Genomic DNA, 4,064 nt, shown 5'->3' with positions numbered 1-4,064 from the left:
CACACGAGCTTTGCTACTTTATGCCAAGCTTGGTTTTGTGCCGTATAGCGCAGAACCTCGAATTTCGTATGAAGGGAAAAGTGTTGTTTTGCTACACATGCATCTTAAGACCCGAACATAACAAGCTGTGTAAGTTGACCCTTAACACGTGGCATTTTTAGTATGAATTGGCTTTTGTGATTATGGGGCAAGGTTTTGTTTCAGTGGCGGGCAACTTCACAAGGGCGTTATATGCCATTATTCCTTACGGTTTAGGTCTCATTGCCGCTGGGTGTTTTGTGGTTTCAATGTGGGTCGCAATGCAGTAAAAATCGTTCCGTGAAATGGTGCGGGTTACCTTAATATCATGCCAGTATCCATTAGTATAAATAGCCTTGTTTCTCTCAAATTCATGAATCCGCACTGTTGAATTTGGTGCTGGTTCGTTATGCTTTCAGTGTTTACTAAGTTGCTGAAATTACGAAGCCAAGTTTGTAATTCAGTTGGCGGTAGCATGGTGCTCGGGGTTACAGTTAGTATCGTGGTCTTGGGTTGCATCTCCTGCTGCCTCGGTGGGGCGGCCAAGCCGCTTTGATTTCAGTGTTCATATAACAAACTGTGCAAGTTGACCCTTAACACGTGGCATTTTCAGTATGAATTGGCTCGTGTGCTTACGGCGTAATGTTTTGGTTTAGGGGCGGGCAACTTCACAAGGCGTTAAATTTCAAAGAGGAGCAAACTATCAACGCGTATATATTCAATGTGTTTACAGGTAAGAAGGCAAAGGGAAATCCTGCTGCCGTTGTAAAACTCAATTCTTGGTTACCAGCATACGAATTAAAAGCTATTTCTCGAAACTTAGGGCAACCAGTTACGTCTTTTATTGTTGATGTAGAACAAGGTTATGAGATTCGTTGGTTTGCGGGTGAAATGGAAATTAATCTATGTGGGCATGGTAGCTTAGCTGCCGCTGCTACTATCTTTGAGATTAATCCAAGTCATGATCCTGTTGCCGAGCTTCTTAATAAACATGGAACAGTTTCAGTTAATAAATGCGCTAATGGTTATACGATGGCTATGCCTAGTTGGGATTCAGAGTGTACCTCTGAATTGTCAAAATACAGCAAGCTGCTTGATCTGGAGGCAATTGATGTATTCGCAACGAGGGACTTGGTTGTAGTTCTCGAAAGTGAAGAGCAAGTTCGTAACTTCAAGGCAGACTTTGATGTAATCAAAAATATTAGTGAGTACCATGCAGTGATCTTGACTGCTCAAAAAGGAACTAGCGGTTACGTATTAAGGTACTTTGCTCCTAGTATTGGCATTAATGAAGATATTGCTACAGGTTCTGCTCAGTGTTCATTAGTTCCATACTGGTCAAATCGGTTATCACTAAAGAAGCTAGAAGTGAATCAACTATCAGCGCAAGGCGGATACTTCCAAGTTAATCAAAATCAAAGTGATACCATTGAACTGACCGTGAGTGTTGTGCTGACGCAAGTTGTTAAGCTTGGTGAAAAACAAGAAATTTAACAAAGCAATCAAGGTGATGCGTTGTACTCGGCGGTTTTGGTATGGAGTTCGGTGTACTTTGTTGGCTCAATGGGGCACACCTTATTGCAGGCGTTATATGCCATTATTTCTTACAATTTAGGTTTCATTGTCGCTGGTTATTTTGTGGTTTCAATGTGGGCCGCAATGCAGTGAAAATCGTTCCGTGAAATGGTGCGGTTAACTTTAATTTCATGCCAATGTTCATTGGTACAAATAGCCTTGTCTCTCTCAAATTTATGAATCCGCACTGTTGAATTTCGTGTTGGTTCGTTATGCTTTCAGTGCTTACTAAGTTGCTGAAATTACGAAGCCAAGCTTGTATTTTAGTTGACGGTAGCGTGGTGTTTTCGGTTACAGTCAGCGTCGCGGTATTGGGTTGTATTTCCTGCTGTCTCGGTGGGGCGGCCAAGCCGCTTTAAATTCAGTGTTCATATAACAAGCTGTGTAAGTTGACCCTTAACACGTGGCATTTTTAGTATGAATTGGCTTTTGTGATTATGGGGCAAGGTTTTGTTTCAGTGGCGGGCAACTTCACAAGGGCGTTATGTCTTTTCCCTCACTGTAGTCACCATAGTCCAGGTCATCAATGGCGGCCGTTTCATCAATCACTTTTCTGTCGTAATGCAGTGAGAATCGCTCATCGCAAGTTGCGGTTATTGTCCGGTGATCACAAGGTTCGTTCTTCTCTTGTGCATTTGTAAACACAAGTCCGCGAGCCGCAACAAGAGCAGGAGAGTCGGCGCGTGTTGGCCTATGTGTTTACAAAGTCGCTTTCAGGTTCTTTGCCAGTGAGCTCGCGCTTTTGTTGATACTATCTTGCATGATGAAGAGCGCAGCCTCAGGATGTTGTGTGTTATGAAAAAACACAAGCAAATCAGGTGGATTAAGCCATAACAAAAACATTAAGTTGACGCTTTTTACTGCGCATTTTTGGTATGGAGTTCGGTGCGCTTGGTGGGTTAAGTGGGGCGCAACTTATGTTAGGCGTTATGCCTTTCTATGGTTTTGATATAAATAAGGAATTTTATGAAATTTGCAGTACCTCTTGCGTTGTCGTTACTAACTAGCTCAGTTATGGCAACTTCTTTGGATATTTACGATACCAACCGAGAGCGAAATATTCCAATAACTGTAGATTTTCCTGTCCAAAAGGATTTATGCACTACGAGTAATAAGTGTAAGGTTGCATTTGTTAGTGCTGGTTATAAAGTCCCGTATTTGAAATACCAGTTAATGGTTCAAAATTTAAATGAAATGGGTTATTTAACTGTTGCTGTTGATCATGAATTACCAAATGATCCTCCTTTATCTAAAAAAGGGGATTTATATCAAACTAGGATCGAAAATTGGAAGCGTGGTGCAGACACGTTAGATTTTCTGCAAAGTAATATATCACTTCGTTATCCTGAGTATGATTTTCAGAATATTCTGTTAGTTGGGCATTCAAATGGTGGTGATATATCAGCATGGCTAGCTTCTGAAAATAAGTCATACATAAGCAAAATTATCACATTAGATCATCGTAGAGTAGCTCTGCCAAAAACAGCTAAGATCCAAGTGTTATCAATAAGAGCGACCGAATATCCGACAGTGGCTAGTGCTCTGTTAACTGAAAAAGAGCAAAGTAAATATCATAGTTGTATTGTCGAAATTGAAAATTCGAAACACATGGATTTAACTGATTACGGTTCAGAAAAAGTAATGAATAAGGTTAGGTTAATCACTAAAGGTTTTCTGTCTGGAGAGTCTTGTACCAAATTGAAACAACAGGCATAACAATCGCATCAACACGATTTGCTACACTCGGCGTTGTCAGTTTGTCTTTAGTTTCAGTGATTAAGGCAGTAAAATTCAGTTAAGCTGGTATCGTAGCAAACGTGTTATGCAGGCGTTAATTGGCAAGGAGGATAGATGGCAGACAATAAAGATAAAAACGAAAGGGTTTTTGTAGTTAATCAATCGTTCGTCGATCCAACTACAGACAGCAAAACACAGCTTTCATTGGCAAAATACGAGTTGATTTATGCAGTTATTGGGCAAATATTAGGGCTCTTTAGTATCCTTGGTGGAATAGTACTGTTTCTAAATGGTGTTGCAGGTTCCACTAGTTGGACTGCCAAAATATTTGGTTCTGAATCAACAGTAACCGACGCAGCACCGGGCGCAGTCCTTTTTGTTGTAGGTTTGTTTTTTGTTGTGGTTACTAGGTATAAATTTGTACACAAAAAAGCCAATTAACAAATTGCTCAAGTCGACAGCTAACACTCGGCATTTTCGGTTTGGTTGAGTTCAGAGATTCCGGTGATTATTTTAGTTCAGTGATTGTTAGCTGCAACTTAGCAAGGCGTTATATGCCATTATTTCTTACAATTTAGGTTTCATTGTCGCTGGTTATTTTGTGGTTTCAATGTGGGCCGCAATGCAGTGAAAATCGTTCCGTGAAATGGTGCGGTTAACTTTAATTTCATGCCAATGTTCATTGGTACAAATAGCCTTGTCTCTCTCAAATTTATGAATCCGCACTGTTGAAT

4 protein-coding genes are annotated in these 4,064 nt (G+C 40.6%); 3 read left to right on the top strand and 1 reads right to left on the bottom strand.

Going from position 1 to position 4,064, the window contains the following annotated elements; genetic code table 11:
• The first annotated feature begins 660 nt into the window (after positions 1–660).
• Positions 661–1,512, top strand: coding sequence for a PhzF family phenazine biosynthesis protein (locus tag L4D09_RS28470; RefSeq protein ID WP_428460907.1), 852 nt, complete (start codon positions 661–663; stop codon positions 1,510–1,512).
• A gap of 552 nt (positions 1,513–2,064) precedes the next feature.
• On the opposite strand, the gene L4D09_RS28465 is transcribed toward L4D09_RS28470, so the two are convergent.
• Entirely contained in the window at positions 2,065–2,238 is a 174-nt protein-coding gene (locus L4D09_RS28465; protein ID WP_428460906.1) for a hypothetical protein, read from the bottom strand.
• A gap of 321 nt (positions 2,239–2,559) precedes the next feature.
• On the opposite strand from L4D09_RS28465, the gene L4D09_RS28460 reads away from it, so the two are divergent.
• Both L4D09_RS28460 and L4D09_RS28455 read left to right on the top strand, forming a co-directional pair.
• On the top strand, positions 2,560–3,309 hold the full coding sequence (locus L4D09_RS28460) for an alpha/beta hydrolase (protein ID WP_428460905.1): 750 nt from the start codon (positions 2,560–2,562) through the stop codon (positions 3,307–3,309).
• 135 nt (positions 3,310–3,444) lie between these two features.
• Complete coding sequence (locus tag L4D09_RS28455; RefSeq protein WP_428460904.1) at positions 3,445–3,771, top strand: hypothetical protein; 327 nt, start codon at positions 3,445–3,447, stop codon at positions 3,769–3,771.
• Positions 3,772–4,064: the final 293 nt, after the last annotated feature.

It is taken from the genome of Photobacterium makurazakiensis (genome assembly GCF_050336715.1).
GTDB lineage: Bacteria > Pseudomonadota > Gammaproteobacteria > Enterobacterales > Vibrionaceae > Photobacterium > Photobacterium makurazakiensis.
The sequence above is the reverse complement of the archived record's forward strand: the minus strand, read 5'-3'. Positions and strand labels throughout refer to the sequence as shown.